Origin of the sequence: Arthrobacter sp. NPDC080073, assembly GCF_040686575.1 — a bacterium.
In the GTDB taxonomy this organism is placed as follows: domain Bacteria; phylum Actinomycetota; class Actinomycetes; order Actinomycetales; family Micrococcaceae; genus Arthrobacter.
This window is the reverse complement of record NZ_JBFBKR010000007.1, coordinates 89395-104527: the sequence shown is the minus strand read 5'-3', so window position 1 is coordinate 104527 and position 15133 is coordinate 89395. Positions and strand designations below refer to the sequence as shown.

Below are 15133 nucleotides of genomic sequence, written 5' to 3'. Positions count from 1 at the left end.
ACTAGGCCTCGTGAGGCAGGTTGACCCGTTGTGCAAGCTCGGCAGCTCTCGGTCGGATTCCGTGGTGGAACAGCATGCCTTCGGGCAGTCCCTGGACCATCGCGGTGGAACCGGAGATGTCGATTGTGATCCGGCTGTCTGCCATGGGAGCGTTGGTGATGTGCAGGTCTCCGTAAGATGCAGGGAGCACGGGATCCAACCAGAGGCCGCCCCGGGCAACGTCGGCGTAGTAGCCCATCAGGTTCTTCACCAGTTGGATGGGGGTTGTCGCGGCCCAGGCCTGCGGTGAGCATGCCGTGGGATACGGGACGGGCTCGTCGAAGTGCTCACGGCTGAAGCCACAGAACAATTCGGGCAACCGCCCTTCCGAGTACTCAGCCGCTTCAAACAGGGCCGTGGAGATCCGCTGCGCCTGCTCCACGAAGCCGTAGCGCACGAGTCCATTTGCGATGATCGCGTTGTCATGGGGCCACACTGATCCGTTGTGGTAGCTGGCGGGATTGTAGGCGCCCATGTTGCTTGCCAGGGTTCGCACGCCCCAGCCGCTGAACATTTCCGGGGACATCAGCCGTTCGACAACAAGAGGGGCTTTGTCCTCGTCGATGATGCCAAACATGAGGCATTGGCCCATGTTGGAAGTGCACGCGTCGACCGGCCGCTTGCGGCCGTCCAGGGCGACAGCGTAGTAGCCACGATCGGGCAGCCAGAACTGTTCGTTGAACTGACTCTTTAGCCGCGCCGCGCGGTCCCGGTACTTGGCCGACAGGTCCATGTCGCCGGCGTCGTACGCCATCCAGGAGCGGGCGAGATACGCGCTATAGACGTAGGCCTGTACCTCGCACAAAGCGATTGGCGGCTCGGCCAGGGTCCCGTCGGCAAAGTTGATGCCATCCCAGGAATCCTTCCAGCCCTGGTTGATCAGGCCTCGGTCGTTGAGCCGCGCATACTCGACAAAGCCATCGCCATCCTTGTCCCCGTAGTTGAGGATCCAGTCCAGCGCCCGGTCGACGTGCGGCAACAGGGTTGAGATCGTTTCTGCGGCGAAACCCCAGCGGCTGACTTCGCCGAACAAGGCCACAAATAGCGGGGTGGCATCCACGCTGCCGAAATAAGTAGATTTACCCCCTAGCGACAGCCTGCTGGAGACGTCGAACCTCACTTCATGCAGGATTTTTCCGGGCTCCTCTTCGCTCATCTCGTCCACTATCCTCCCCTGGCGGTCCGCCAGAGTCTGGATGGTGCCGAAGGCAAGGGACGGATCCACTGGCAGGGCCATGAGCGACGCCCAGAGCGAGTCGCGTCCGAATAGAGCCATGAACCACGGGGCGCCTGCGGCAACGACCACCCGCTCCGGGTGGTCGGGATCCTCGATGCGAAGCGCACCCAGGTCATCGTAGCTGCGCCGAAGGGTACGTTCGATTGAGCGGTTGCCGATGTGCAACACAGGAATCTTGGAGACCCACTCCTGGCGGCGCCGGTCTCGAGGAGAGATTTCTCCTTCGTCCGGCCGAACAAACCGTGCCATGCCACCGCTTGTGTCGGCGAGGGGCACCGCGCTCACTGTGGCACTCCACTTTCCGTTTCCAGGCACACTGATTCGGTAAATCAGCCGATCAGGGGCAATGTCGGCCCCCACGGCCGACACCACAACACCTTTCCTGATGTCCTGCCACGCAACCCGGATGGTTAGTGAATCAGCGTCAACGTCACGGGACTGCTCCCAGCGCCGCTGTATTCGTGCTTCCTTCACCTCGAAGAGGTCCGCGAAGTCCGCATCTATTTCAAGGGCCACTAAGCATTCGGCAGCGTCCGGCGAGTAATTCCGAACGGTAATCTGTTCCAGGATTCCGGCCTCTACCTCCCGGAAGCGTTCGATAATCAGTGGGCTGTCAGCGTAGACATTGGAGCGCGGTACGCGCCCGACAAACACGCCGCGGAACGGTTCCCTCGCCTTCGCGGCTAGGGGCTCCAAAGGGGCGCCGTTGATAGTAAGGTTCCAGCGGGACAGAATACGGGCGTCTTCCACAAACAGCCCGTGCGGATGCTCCGGGTAGATGTCACCATTGGCTGATGAGATGCAAAAGGATGAGCCCTCAACCAAGGTAACCGAGCCTGCCCCGACCGGCCCGGCAGCCGTGTCAGCATTCCATCCAGCCATCCGGGCTCCTTCAACCGATTGACTCCAACGGCTCAGCACGGCGAGGACCACAACCGGCCGCTTGCTGACGACGTTACGCCGGTGGGGCACTTGATGCCAGCCCGGCAAGCGCCAATCGCCGGCGAAGCTGTGGCGAGTCCCGTCGTTAAAATCAGCGAATTCAGGCGTGGATGGTCGGAGCAACACACTGTCGGGGCAGCCTGAACTATTCGCTGTACTCTCATGTTGTAAGAGAAGTCGTCCTGGTGCCAGTCCCACCAGACGAACAGGCCATCGAAAAGACACCGGGATCGGCTCAGAGGCAACGGATCACGTTCAGCAGGACTGGGCGGCCATCGTGTTAGCCAGGCGCAAGGCCAGCCACCATTCATCGGGGCCAGCACCCCTTGACAGATCTATGAGCATAGTCGTCATTGAGCACACTCATTTGTTGAATGCAGTGCGCTCATCCGGCCTGCGCTCGAGCACGTGAGCGAAGCGTCGGGCAAGTCCACTTTCCTCGCACTGGCTACTGGTACCGACTATCTCTGAGTGAACGCCCTGCAGTAGGACAAGGCCCTGCCTCTGGCCGTCCGGCCCGACGAGCGAAAGCGGTTGATCGGCGAGGCACTTTTCCACGGCCTGCTCGCAGTCGATCCTGCCGTCCGCTCCGATGATGCGCAGCGTCATGCGCCGGAGATTGCCGACGCGGAGCACTGCGGCCTCGCCCCTGGTCTGGACACCCAGCAGGCCGGATTCCTGTGTCGCTGTCGCGGTCACCACGCGCGCAGCGACCACCGTTGCCGGCTCGACGAGCCGCCTTCCGAAATCGCGATTCATCATCATCGGCGACCGGAGACGCAAGGGACTGGTCCATGTGCTGCCGGCCAATCAGGATGGCTGTAATCCTGGGCGGCTCGAACGAGCTGGTGTCTGGGGCGCCCGGGTGCGGGCGCTAGTCCCGCCATCGCGTGGTCGTAGATGACGGCCATTTTCTGTCGTACGGGTGGAACCGCACCTAACGGAGCTGTAGAGAGTCCGGCGCCTCGAGAGGGCACGCCGGGTTCGGCGATCGCCCACAGAAACGGACCAGTATGGCAACAACCGGGCACCGCACTGTGGGCCGAGCAACCAGAGCATTGTCCACGGGGTGCTGCTAGCCCCGGTCGGCTCTCGGACCACTCGGTGCTGCCGCGGTCAAGCGTGATGGCCTCATCTGTCCGCAGGCCACCCACCCCCAGAGTCCCGTAGCTCGCGGCCCACAGCGGTGGGCGGATCAAGATCGCACATGGTCCATCGGCACTTCGGACCGGCCGTGGAAGGGATGAACTACTGCCAGCAGCCCCCGCGGCCCCACCGTTGTCACCGGTGCCGAAAACGGGCTCTAGGACACGACGTGGCCCCCATCAACCAGAAGGGTGTGTCCGGTTACGGCAGAGGATGAGTCGAGGGCGAGGAAAAACACCGCGGAGGCAATTTCCTCTGGACTGAGAATGCGGCGCTGGGGGACTTGAGCGACCCACTCCTCCATTCTGGAAGGATTGTCGTTTCCGACACCATCCAAAATGGGAGTTCGGGTGCGTCCGGGAGCGACAGCATTGACCCGGATGCCGTGGCAGGCCCACTCGACGGCAAGAGACCGCGTCAGCTGCGAGACTCCAGCCTTCGACACATCATAAGCAACATGGAACTCCGGGTTCGTCCCAATAAAAGCCGAAATCGACGACAGGTTTACGATCGACCCTGAGCCCTGCTTTACGAAGTAGCCGCCGAACTCGCGCGATGCCCGGAACGCACCCGTCAGGTTGATATCGAGAATTCGAGCCCATGTGGCGTCTGGGACTTCCAATGCAGGATCTTCATGGGTCACACCAGCGTTGTTAACGAGGACGTCGACCCGACCAAATTTCTCGACAACCTCCTTAGCTGCGGCAGTCACAGAAGCACCGTCCGTCACGTCGAGTCTTACAAAGGATGCTTTGAGTGTCTCAGCGGCCGCCGCGCCCACGGTCTCGTTTATGTCGGCGACGATCACCTCAGCCCCTGAGGCAACGAAGGCTTTGCAAATTGCGTAGCCGATCCCTTGCGCCCCGCCTGTGACGACAACAACTTTTCCTATAGCCCCGCGAGCCGGTTCGTACTCAGTCATTCGAAACTCCGTTCTTGTGTACCTGCCGTGGACGTGCCGCACCTGCCCCAGTCAGGTTTGGGTTCCGCGTCTGACTCTGCTGTGAAGATGTCGGCCTGAGTCCATAGCTACCGGCGCAAGGCCTTCGTCGCCGCCGAGTCGTTCTGCGGGTTCGAAGGCCTTAGCGAACCTCCGGTCATGGACGTCGGACGAAGTAACGTCGTTCACTTGAGGTATGAGAAAGATCTAGTCGATCTCAGCCATTCCCCACGACAGTGTTGGCGTCGAGGTCGCCCCCGTCAGTTCTATATAGACACTCTTGGTGTACAGGTAAGTGTCCATATGTGCGGCAGTGCCCTTGGAGCCGTACCCACTGAGCTTGGTTCCACTGAATCCGACCAGCGGATCGATGTAGCCGTAGCAGTTCACCCACACCGTGCCTGTGTGCACGCCATGGACCACTCGAAGCGCAGTGGATAGGTTTTGTGACCACACCGCTCCCCCGAGACCGTAGTCACTATCATTGGCGATAGCGATGGCCTCGTCCACGTCGTCGAACGGCATAATCGACAACACCGGGCCGAAGATCTCTTCACGAGCGATGCGCATCTCGTTGGTCACGCCGCCAAAGACGCTCGGCTGCATGAAGTATCCCCTCCCGAGTTCCCCCTCGAGCCGCTGACCGCCGGAGAGCAGTTCGGCCCCTTCGTTTCGGCCGATATCGATGTAGGAGAGCACGTTGTCCAACTGCGGCCGGGAGATAACGGGACCCAAGGTGGAGGAGGCGTCCAGGCTATGCCCGACCCGAAGCGTCTTCATGAACGCCAGCAGCCGCTCCGTGAACTCGTCGACGATCGATCGCTGAACCAAAACCCGGGTGCCGGCAAAACAGATCTGACCGGAGTTGGCGAAGACCCCCATCGCGGCTCCGGGCACGGCCTTGTCCAGGTCTGCGTCCGCGCACACAATGTCCGCCGACTTGCCGCCCAGCTCAAGCTGCAGCTTTTTGATGTTCACGGTGGATGCCTGAATGATGCTGCGGCCAGTTTCAGTCGAGCCTGTAAAGGCGATGCGGTCGACGTCGGGGTGGGCCGCCAGCGAGTGGCCTGCTTCCTTGCCAGATCCGGTGACGACATTGATAACCCCTGCGGGCACCCCGACTTCGAGGAGAATCTCGGCCACCCGCAGCACCGACAAAGAAGCTTCCGAGGCCGGCTTGAGCACGGCGGTGCATCCGCTGGCCAGCACGGCACCAATGATCCAGAACTGACTATTGAGAGGACCGTTCCACGGAATAATTCCGCCGATGACCCCGACCGGGGCCTTCAACGTCATCGTCGTAACCTTGCCCGGAATGCCGTTCATCAGCGTCTCACCACTGACGCTGGTCGCTTGTGACGCGAAGAACGACAGCATCTTCATCAACGACGCCTTGGTGCTGCGTAATCTGGAGACCGGGGCGCCCATATCACTAGCCTCGATCTGGACCAGTTCCTCGAATCTTTCGTCAAGGACCTGGGCGATGCGGGTCAACAACGCTTGGCGCTCGTAGGGGGTCCAGGTGCTCCACTGACCTTTGAACGCCTTGCGCGCAGCTAAGACGGCACGCTCGACGTCGGACTGATCACCGGACGCGAGCCGCGCCAGGACCTCACCGGTTGACGGATTGACGGTGGTCATCGTCTTCCCCGATACAGCCGGAACCTTCTGCCCGTCAATCAAGAGATGATGCACGTCGCGGGACAAAAACTCTTGGGCCTGCTCGGACGGAGCGAAGTTCTGCTGGGATGTGGTGGTCATTTGTTTTCCTCTCCCCTGACCTTTGACATACCGTCACTTTGAAATGGAAGATGCCTATGCCGATTTCGCGTTGATCGAACACTTCCGTGGCTCCGGAAACCCGTGGCACGGATCTTTCGGTCGCCACAGAGATCGCGGGCGATCATGGGCGGGTCGCCGAGATCTGGATGGCCGCCATGACTGCCGGCACGTCACCCTTGTTTCGCCAGGCGTGCTTGGTGCCGCGCTGAACGATCGTGTCACCTGGCTTGAGCAGGGTTTCGCCGGTCTCGAGAATTGCCCAGAGCTCACCGGAGATGATCGTGACGATGTCGACCGTCTCCGTCGTGTGCATGCCGGGAATGTCCGTGTCGCTCGTCGATTCCGAGGCGGCAGCATTCGCCAGCGCTTGCGCGTATCCGGTTTCGTAGTCCCACTCGCTGTCCGGCGGGAACGCTGTGAGATTGTAGGTATAGCCCAGTGGCGGCGGGGGGATGACGGCAACCTCGGCAAGGGTGTTCTCCGCGAGGGCTGAACCGGGCACTTCCTTGGCCTGCCAGATGTCGTTGCGCATGAAGGCGTCAGTGATGAGCCTGGTTTCGGTGAGTGCGTCGCTCACGATCGTTGACCGTCCCTGGTCATCCAAGCCTGTCACGATCCGTCGCGCACGTAGGTCGCGATATTCGCCTGCCATGATGTATTCCTTTCGGTAGTTGTGTGTGTGGTTTTAGAAGCCGGCTACCCGCGCTTTGCCGAGGGTTTAGGCCGCTGAGAGCCAGTTGTATGATCTAAGGGCACCGGCTCGGTTCGTTTGGTGGCTGCTCCTTAGCCCATAACGGCGTGAACGATCGTGCCCTGCTGCGTTCTCGACCAAGAATGCCGGGAACGCGCGCCCCGACTGCCATATCAGGCATTGGCCTTCTGTTCCTTGCTTCGTATACGGCGTTTCTCCGTTTGGCTGCTACCGTTCCGCATGCGTTGCACTCCCGCATATGCGGCCACTGCGATGATCAAAATAGCCCCGTAGAGGGCCTGCTTGGCACCGTCGGGGATGTTGAGCAGAGGGGTTGCGTTGTCGATTAGGGACAGGAAGACCGCGCCAAGAACGGCGCCTATGAAGGAGCCACGCCCCCCGGTGAGTACCGCGCCGCCGAGGAATACCGCCGCAAAGCAAGGCAGGGAATATCCGGCGCCCACATCGTTGGTACCGATTCCGGTGAGCGAGGCGAGGCAGATGCCACCTGCTACTGCTCCGACTGCACACACAATCAGACCTGCGGAGCGAACCATGACCGAACGCCGCCCGACCCGGTCGCTTGACTGTTCGTTAAACCCGACAGCGCGGAGCGCGAGTCCCCCGCGTGTCCGGTACAGCCAGGTCTCAAGAGCGACGGTGAGCGCCACGAGAATTATGAACGGGATCGGGATAAAGCCCACACCCATGCTGAAGGCCGTGCCCAGATCAGGCGCAATCATCCCCCCTGGCTGAGGCCTGAGGACGATGGCGATACCTTGAATGATTCCAAGCGTCGCAATAGTCGCAACAATCGGATTGACCTTGAGTGGCCCGATGAGCAATGCGTTCAAAGCACCCACGAGACCCGCTGTAAGAAGGAGCAGCGGCACAGTGACGAGCAGCGATCCAACGCTGAGATCGGGAAGCGTCATGGATGCTAGGACCACGGTGAGACTCATGGTGGCACCCACAGATATGTCGAAGCCTCCCGACATCAGCGTGACCTGTTGCCCGAGCGCGACGAACGCGAGAGGAAGGCTAAGGAGCATCAGGTTGGCCAGGTTTGGTCCTGTCCAAAATACAGGTGAGTGAGCGCCTGTGTATATCGCCAGGAGCGCCGAGAGCAGAAGCAGCACGATGATTGGGACGTGGGGGGTCACCCGGGCCAGCGAACGGGCGAACCACGCTGGCCCAGTGAGCCGTGAGTCCGGCCGCTCCGCGATTCCGCCGGCGCTTACAAAGCTGCGAACGATCTCGCTCTCGGTTGTCGGACCGGCTAGTTCGGCGCTGATCTCTCCCCGCGACATGACATAGACGCGGTCACACAGACCCGCCAATTCAGATGAGTCCGACGAGTTCACCAGCACAGCGATACCGTCCTCGGCGGCATCCGAGAGCATCCTGTAGATGTCCATCCGAGCGCGCGCGTCAACACCTTGGGTCGGATCGTCAACGACCAACACTTTCGGTGCTCGCAGTGTAGGTCGGGCAAGAACGATCTTTTGCTGATTTCCCCCGGAGAGTGCACTGATCGGCTGGAAGGGCGACGCGGCGACGATACCGAACTGGGCCGCGGCGCTGTTCCAGGCATTCTTTAGGCGTCGGAGCAGAGCGAGGCCGCCGGGCCCGTTCGCTGCGCCCGACTGAATCGTTAGGTTGTCCATGACCGGAAGCGGACCGTAAACGGACTCTGCAGCCCGGTCCCCACTCTGAAAGTTGATGCCCGCATGCAATGCAGTGGCCGGATTAGGCTGAGTCAGCACCTCGCCGTCCACAGCGATTTCGCCGCCGCTTCGACCGATTCCGATGAGACCACGCAGCAAAGCTCGTTGACCGTTGCCTTCCGCGCCGGCTATCCCGACAATCTCACCACCCCTGACCGCCAGGGACACCGGGCCGAAGTCAGGCCCGGCAAGATCGCGGACTTCGAGACGCGGGCTTGGCGACGGCTGATTTTTACGCCCGGGAAATTCCAGTTCGGTCGGGGCGCCAACCATGAGCTCCACGATGTCATCGACATGCCAGTCTCGAGAAGTATAGGTTCCCTGGATGACACCGTCACGAAGAACAGTCAGCCGATCGGCCAGGCGACGGACCTCCTCCAGCCTATGGCTGACGTAGACGATGGCAGTGCCCTCGTCACGGGCGGTTCGCACCAGTTCCTCTAGATGAGCTGCCAGCCTCATATCCAGCGCTGCCGTTGGCTCGTCCAGGAGCAAAACGCGGGGGCGATGGCTCATGGCACGAGCAACCTCAAGGAGCTGGCGGGCCCCCGGCCCGAGCGTGGAGACAGCGGCCGACAGATCAAATGGCAGCTGGTAGCCGGCCAACAGTTTTCTCAGGTCGGCCGGCCGCTTTTCGCCGATGGCGTCAAAGGACAGCGCAATGTTGTCTGCGACCGTCAGCTCTGGCACCAGCGAAGTGTCCTGATAAGCAGTCATAAGGCCCAGGCGGCGCGCCTGCCGGATTCCGCCTCGTGACAGCGAAGTTCCTTCGATCAGCACTGATCCGCTATCCGGCGTCAAGACACCCGCGGCAATCTTAATGAGTGTCGACTTTCCCGACCCGTTCTCGCCGACCAGCGCATGCACCTCGCCGGGCCGGCAGTCAAAGTCGACCTCCGTGAGTGCTCGGACACCGGGGAACGACCTTGATACATTCGTCAGAACGAGGGCGGGCTCAGAGCTCGTCGCAGTCCGCGTCTCGCCATCTGAGTTCACCATTATTTGTTCTTTCGTCATTTGCAGTTCTCCACTACGTGGACAGGTCCACATGGTTATTTGGGTTTCCGGTCGGGGTCGGGATCCGACGGTCCAGACCCCGACCGGCACCTGGATAAACGACTCAGCCGGCGGAGAGAGCCAGATTGGCCAACTCAGGGCTGAGCAGGGTCGGTAGGGGTACGTTCCGGGGCATATCCAGTACGTTTTGGTCCTGGATATCCGCAAGTGCCACTACCGGGACGGGTGCGAGCACCTTGTTCGGGACGCTCACACCGAGCTTGATCTCGATGCCGGCAGTCACGCCCATCCGGACGTACCAAACATGCCCGTTAGAGACATAGTTCGCTGCCTTGAGGCCTCCCTTTTTCGCCTCGTTGGCGAGATCGAAGGCGGAGTAGTTGGCGGTGTCCACAAATGAGGCCGGCGGAGTTTTGCCAGCACTAATATAGGGCCGCAGGAAGGAATCCGCGCTGTAGTCGTAGAACATCGCTGAAACGTCCTTACCCGAGGCAAGAAGCTCATTAGCCGCCTGAGTCTCTCCCTGTCCTGTCCACTGTGTGAATCCAGATACGGCCTGCTGCCAGCCGGCCGCCTTCAGTACCTTTTCTGCGCAAGGCTGCCATTCACCGGCATTGCTATTTCCGGGGACGCCGGTGTAGAGCGCGTAGGACTTCGACCCAGTTGTCGTATCGGCCAAAATCTTCTTTGCCGCATCGGTGCCGATACCGCATAGGTCATAAGGGAGCTGTGCCGAGACCGCTGACGCCGCTTCCGGAGGAAGGGGCGAATTTGCGGTCACAAAGGTAATGCCGGCGGCCTTGGCTTCTTTTGCCGCCGGCAGAATAGCGGCACCGAAAACCGGGTCTTCGACAATAATGTCGACCCTTTGACTGATAAGGCTTCTCAAGTTGGCCAGTACCTCGGCAATGTTCCCGCTGGACGAGCTGGTAAAGATAATTCGCTTGACCTGCGGGTAAGCAAGCGCCTGAGCGGTCGCCTCAGCCCGGCGAACGCTCCACACTGGGTTGTTCGTGAAGTCCGCGTTGATCGCCACGGTTAGGGTTCCATGTCCAGTGTCACAAGAGCGCTGACTCAGGCAGGTCTTGAGAAGCTGCACCTGCGCGTCAGTTAGAGGCTTTGACGCTACTGCGAATGCATCGGCCACAACTGGCGGGAGCTGAGAGACCGGCACATCAGCCAAGAGCGCCTTCTTCGCTGTCGCTGCAAGCTGCGTGGGATCGACAGACGAGGCAGTGATTAGATCCGCGGGGACACCATTCGAGGCGCTGGCGGTAGTATTGGCTGCCGATGTGGTCGAACAGCCGGTCAGGATCGTGGCAAGCACAACGCCTGCCACAAGTGGCAACGGGAAGTGGCCCTTTCGCAATCCGGTCCAACCTGAGTGACTAGTTTTCATATTGTCTCCTTCATATTGAAGGGCCGGGTCGTCGTCTTAGACTCCACGCCCTGTTGTTGTTGTTTTGGTCCACCGGTCCCATGGATTCCGCGGTTGCCCCAGCGCAGACCAGAGAGTGCAAATCGCCCAAGGGTGATCGCCGATACTGCGAGAACAAGAGCGACGCCCTGGGCCACGACTCGGGGACCCGCGTCGAACCCATGGATTGAAAGTGCTTGATCGAGCAATTGCAAGAACAAGCAAGCACACAGCACACTTGCGGCGCTGGACGGGCCGCCGCTGAAGGCTGCACCCGCGACGGCCACCGCGGTGATGGTGGCGAGTTGGTAAGGGGTGCCCACCGAGGTGTCCGGCGTCACGACAATACCCGCCACCAACACGCCGGCCAGGCCGTAGAGAAGCCCCACGCCGCCGAAAGTGAAGAATTCGACGCGACGAACATTGATGCCGTGAAACTGCGCCGCCCGCCTGTTTGATCCAATGGCGGCGACTTGCCGCCCGCCTCGGGTCTTCGATAGAAGCAGGGCGATAAGGACGGCGACCACGAGCGCAACGATGAAGCAGGCGTTCAGGCTCAAAACGGACCAGTGGGTGAAATTTTGCAGGTCCGTAGGGGCCAGACCCGTGAGCGAAAAGGAGGTACCGGTCCACAGCACAACCCCGCCAGTAACGATTCCAAAGGTCGCCAACGTTACGATGATGGCGTTGAGGCGGATGACCGAAATGAATAGCCAATTGAAAAGGCTGATCACGACGGCGATTGCAAGGGCTCCGACAACAACTGCGAGGAGATCCGCCCCCGGTTTTCCGTAGTGAACAACCACCCCCGCCGAGCACGTGATTATGGCAGGAAGCGACAAATCGATGGCACCGAGCATCACCACGAGCATCTGGCCGAGGGATGCGAGTGCCAGCACTCCAGCGAGTGCTGTTGCGACCTTCAGCCCGTCTGGGCGAAGTGCAACCGGCACAACAAGTGCGATGACCAGAAGGGCAAGCATCAGTGCTCCCCAGCTTGCTAAGTATCGTCCATGAAACCGGTACTTTAGATCGGTGATCAGCCCGGGCCGCGCCTTCTCTCGGGGCGCCTTTGACACCGGATTTTTCCAGTCTCGCTGCTCGGTCAGTTCCGAGATCTGTTCGTATTTACGCACAATTTACCTTTTCTATTCAGCGTCAATCGCTTTGCGAATCCGTCGATCTCGGGCTGCGGCGCCGAGTTCGCGAAGCGGCAAGAGACATCGGCGTCCCTAGACTGAAGTCTTCGGTTGTGAAGATATGGTGAACGCGAGTAGTGCCTGCCATCCTCACCATGATCCCGGGGTGGCTGTTGGCTCAGCGTGTCCGCAGGCCCGTAATCGGTGGGCTCTCAGGCCTGTACCGTCTCGTCATGCTGGAGGGCGGCGAAGAGCGGTGCATTGTCCACGTAGATCCGCTGGTCCGCGAATTTCCCGTCGACCATCCTGCATACTGAGCAAGCCGGGATGGATAGAGAACTGCCATCCTGCAGAGTCCAGGTCCCGAGGGACTCAAAGATCAGGACGTCGTCGTCCTCCTCCCATGCGGCGATGACGTCATGATGGATTGATTCGATTTGATCGAGCAGACCGGAAAGTGTGGTGATGAAGGCGTCCTGGCCCTCGAGCTTTGGAGCGTTAGCAAATGTGACTGTCATGTCGTTGGTGTAATAACTTCTGCACCTCTCCGTATCCTTCGCCTCCATGGCGGCGTAATACTCGGTCAGAAATTCGATTGTTGATTTACTGGCACGCACCAGGTTCTCCTTCATTAGGGTCGGCAGCTTTCGGGTGATTTGTACCGACAGGTGCCAAGAGTGTGGTTTAGCGTTCACCGAAATGGCCCGTGGCCATTCCGCCGTCGACTGACAACGCGTGGCCGACGACGAACGACGCCGCGTCGGAGCACAACCACAGCACGCTATCTGCGATCTCTTCGGGACGACCCATGCGTCCGACAGGTTCCATCGCGATAGTTCCAGCCCGCCCTTCAGGCGTCCCGCCTGTTACCCGATCCATCATTGGTGTGTCGACGATGCCGGGACAAATCGCGTTTATCCGCACTTTTTGCCTTGCGTAGTCGAGGGCTGCAGACTTGGTGAGGCCCACAATGCCGTGCTTCGCTGCGGTATAGGCGGCCTGACCTTTGAATCCAATCAGTCCAGCGGCAGACGCGGTGTTGACAATGGCGCCACCACCGTTGGCAAGCATGAACGGGATCTGATACTTCATGCTAAGGAAAACCCCTCGCAGGCTCACATCTACGATGCGGTCGAATTCAGCTTCAGATATGTCAGCTGCCGCGATGAGCCCGTGCTCTAGGCCAGCGTTGTTGAAGGCTGCATCGAGACGTCCATAGGCCGCGATCGTCGCGTCCGTCGCCGCCTTTACGTCTTCGCTCCGGGTCACATCGCACCGAACAGCAATTGCCTCGCCACCGCGTTCCTTGATGAGATCCGCGGTCTCCCTTCCCGTCTCATCGGACAGGTCGATAACCACGGTACGCGCCCCGGCTGCCGCAAACGCTAGCGCAGTGGCACGACCCATTCCGCTCCCGCCGCCAGTCACCATGGCGACTTTGCCCGAAAAACTATTCTCATGGCCAGTCATACTGTTTTCTTCTCCCGTCCAATGCCGCCCGCGTCCATCGAGGGCGAACCGACGTACTCGAATCTTCGGGAGGTCTGATGCCTTCAACGCTTGGGTGACCCGAGTCACAGCCTGTTGAGATCCATCATGTGACGTGAAGGGACAACCTTGCAAATGATCATTTGTGATGGGTCCATGCCCCGCCCGCATCCTCCAGTTGGCCGGCGGCTACCCGGGCTTTGTTGCCTTTCAAGCCCTGCTGCGCGCGCCCGGGGTGGGAGATCGAAGCGCTATGGATTCAGCATGTGATGGAGTGATGCAGGTATCAGTGAATATTATTTGAAAAGGACGGTATCACTAGGCAGTATGGCTGCTGTGGGGCCAGTGGGGCGATAAAAGTATCGGGGTGGCGCTGAGTCTGCGCCCTTTCCCGCTACAGCTCCTTCCGTCCCCACCAGCTGTCTTCGTAGTGTCTAGGTTCAGGAGGAACAATTGAGAGCCCTTGTGAAGAGTGAAGCCGCCCCCGGCGGTGTGGAGCTGCGCGATATGCCGGTGCCCCAGATCGGAGAAGACGAGGTTCTCCTGGAGCTAATTTACGGCGGCCTGTGTCGAACCGACGTATCCTTCGTCCAGTGGAATGCAGCCGCACGGGCGACCTACCGACCCAATTTCCCTCAGATCATCGGACATGAATACCTGGGACGAGTTGTCGCCTCAGCACCAGGAAGCGGACTCCCTGTCGGCTCCAGGGTAGTAGGCTCCGGTCACGTCGTTTGCGGAATGTGTCCACCCTGCCTCGCGGGTCGGTCCATGCTCTGTCGGAGTTTGAAGGTTCTGGGACTAGACATCGACGGCGTATTCGCTGAGCGGTTCGTTGTCCCGCGCCGCAATGTTGCCATTGTCCCTGATGAGGTCCCCGACGTGGTGGCTGCCCTCGCAGAGCCCTTTGCAGTGGGCCTGCACGCACTGAAGCGGGGCTCGGTTCGGTCTGGAATGAAAGTAGCAGTAATCGGGCCCGGGTCCGTCGGTCTCATGACAATCGCGGCGCTGGGCGCCGAGGACGGAGTGTTGACGACTGCTGTCGGCACTGAAGCCGATCTGAAACAATTGGAGCTTGCGTCCTCGATGGGCGTGGAGCAGATCAGGGTCGTCGGGCGTGACACCGATTCGGTCGTGGGCACGTTCGACGTCGTATTTGAGACAGCCGGCCATGAATCCGCCGTGTCTCTGGCGGTCGAGCTTGCCGCACCAGGCGGAACCGTTGTTTGCGTGGGGCTGCCTGCGGACCCTGTTCAGATCAACTCGGGCAGGCTCGCCATGACCGAAAAAAGCCTCGTCGGCGCCCGGGCGCACGACATCTCGGACTGGAAAGACGTACCGCACATGCTAGCGAAGGCCACAGGGCTCGCAGCGATAGACGTCAAGACAGTCGGACTGGATGAGCTTGACCATGCCATCCATCTCACCGCAACGCGCCAGGCCTCTAAAGTCCTGTTGGCCCCGTAATTCTCCTCGCCACGCGACATCAGTCAGTAGTCAGGGCGCAAAATGCCCGACACAAACGGCCCGCGGATGTCAAAAGGCAATCCCGACATGTCTCATGGACA

Annotated in this window: 11 protein-coding genes; 1 reads left to right on the top strand and 10 read right to left on the bottom strand. The window is 60.4% G+C overall.

Features of this window, described 5'->3' with window-relative positions:
• Position 1: 1 nt before the first annotated feature.
• The 10 genes from AB0O52_RS10530 to AB0O52_RS10485 all read right to left on the bottom strand — a co-directional run bounded on the left by AB0O52_RS10530 (position 2) and on the right by AB0O52_RS10485 (position 13547).
• Entirely contained in the window at positions 2 to 2158 is a 2157-nt protein-coding gene (locus AB0O52_RS10530) for a glycogen debranching N-terminal domain-containing protein (RefSeq protein ID WP_364537222.1), read from the bottom strand.
• A gap of 423 nt (positions 2159 to 2581) precedes the next feature.
• On the bottom strand, positions 2582 to 2983 hold the full coding sequence (locus AB0O52_RS10525) for a hypothetical protein (protein WP_364537219.1): 402 nt from the start codon (positions 2981 to 2983) through the stop codon (positions 2582 to 2584).
• Between the two features lie 538 nt (positions 2984 to 3521).
• The gene (locus AB0O52_RS10520) at positions 3522 to 4286 is read right to left on the bottom strand and encodes an SDR family oxidoreductase (protein ID WP_364537216.1); all 765 of its coding nucleotides are present in this window, start codon (positions 4284 to 4286) and stop codon (positions 3522 to 3524) included.
• Positions 4287 to 4511: 225 nt separating this feature from the next.
• Entirely contained in the window at positions 4512 to 6065 is a 1554-nt protein-coding gene (locus AB0O52_RS10515; protein WP_364537213.1) for an aldehyde dehydrogenase family protein, read from the bottom strand.
• Positions 6066 to 6207: 142 nt separating this feature from the next.
• The gene (locus AB0O52_RS10510; protein ID WP_364537210.1) at positions 6208 to 6738 is read right to left on the bottom strand and encodes a cupin domain-containing protein; all 531 of its coding nucleotides are present in this window, start codon (positions 6736 to 6738) and stop codon (positions 6208 to 6210) included.
• A 212-nt stretch (positions 6739 to 6950) separates the two neighbouring features.
• Entirely contained in the window at positions 6951 to 9503 is a 2553-nt protein-coding gene (locus AB0O52_RS10505) for an ATP-binding cassette domain-containing protein (protein WP_364537207.1), read from the bottom strand.
• Positions 9504 to 9624: 121 nt separating this feature from the next.
• Complete coding sequence (locus tag AB0O52_RS10500) at positions 9625 to 10920, bottom strand: substrate-binding domain-containing protein (protein ID WP_364537204.1); 1296 nt, start codon at positions 10918 to 10920, stop codon at positions 9625 to 9627.
• Positions 10917 to 12074: an ABC transporter permease gene (locus tag AB0O52_RS10495; protein WP_364537201.1), complete on the bottom strand. Its 1158-nt coding sequence runs from the start codon at positions 12072 to 12074 to the stop codon at positions 10917 to 10919. The genes AB0O52_RS10500 and AB0O52_RS10495 overlap by 4 nt, the downstream gene beginning before the upstream one ends.
• A gap of 215 nt (positions 12075 to 12289) precedes the next feature.
• Positions 12290 to 12709, bottom strand: coding sequence for a nuclear transport factor 2 family protein (locus tag AB0O52_RS10490; RefSeq protein WP_364537198.1), 420 nt, complete (start codon positions 12707 to 12709; stop codon positions 12290 to 12292).
• A gap of 52 nt (positions 12710 to 12761) precedes the next feature.
• The gene (locus AB0O52_RS10485) at positions 12762 to 13547 is read right to left on the bottom strand and encodes an SDR family oxidoreductase (RefSeq protein ID WP_364537445.1); all 786 of its coding nucleotides are present in this window, start codon (positions 13545 to 13547) and stop codon (positions 12762 to 12764) included.
• A 525-nt stretch (positions 13548 to 14072) separates the two neighbouring features.
• Here AB0O52_RS10485 and AB0O52_RS10480 point away from each other — a divergent pair.
• On the top strand, positions 14073 to 15032 hold the full coding sequence (locus AB0O52_RS10480; RefSeq protein ID WP_364537443.1) for an alcohol dehydrogenase catalytic domain-containing protein: 960 nt from the start codon (positions 14073 to 14075) through the stop codon (positions 15030 to 15032).
• The last annotated feature ends 101 nt before the right edge of the window (positions 15033 to 15133 follow it).